2 protein-coding genes are annotated in these 534 nt (G+C 49.1%); both read right to left on the bottom strand.

All coding sequences use genetic code 11. From position 1 onward, the window contains the following. On the bottom strand, positions 1 to 186 hold a 186-nt coding region (locus Q4563_RS15755; protein ID WP_303605137.1), incomplete at its 3' end, for a DUF2201 family putative metallopeptidase. Between the two features lie 145 nt (positions 187 to 331). Beyond that, positions 332 to 534 (bottom strand): hypothetical protein (locus tag Q4563_RS15750; protein WP_303605136.1); only part of this gene is annotated, 203 nt, incomplete at its 5' end.

Raw genomic sequence — 534 nt, 5'->3', positions numbered from 1 at the left:
GGGCAGAGAGCTTAAAAATCCGGGTTCCACTTGTAACGTCTGACCTGCCGTTTCGGCAATGTGAACCGGATTGTCTGGCTGGAAGCGGGCAAACATGGCCAGACTGGCCAGGAAAGGATGCTGCCTGCGTAACGTCAGTACAAAGCGGGTCCAGAGGTCATCCAGATTGTCTTGAAAAGGGAACATGTGGCTGGTCCTTGTTGTTCTGGCGAACTCAATCAAGTTCCATCATTAACCCTGCAAATTGCGTCAGATACTGTCGCGCTTTTTCGTTGCCAATAATTTTTTGGGTGAAAGCAGAGTATTGGGGACGCTGTTTCAGAACAGGCACCTATTCAGAGACAAACATCTGAATCAATTCTGAGCTTGCTTGCTCAATCAGCCACTCAAAACAATGCACGGCTTGTTGGTTTTTTTCCGCTCGGCTGATCAGGTGACAGATCAATGCATAGCGTAAAGAGGGTTCTTGCGGAAACTCTGCTGTGGATGTGCCTTTGAGGATGGCTTCCATGCCCGGCAAATCGTGTTGCAAAC

Source organism: Gilvimarinus sp. 1_MG-2023, assembly GCF_030548285.1.
Note: the sequence above shows the minus strand (reverse complement) of the source record. Positions and strands in the feature narration are given on the sequence as shown.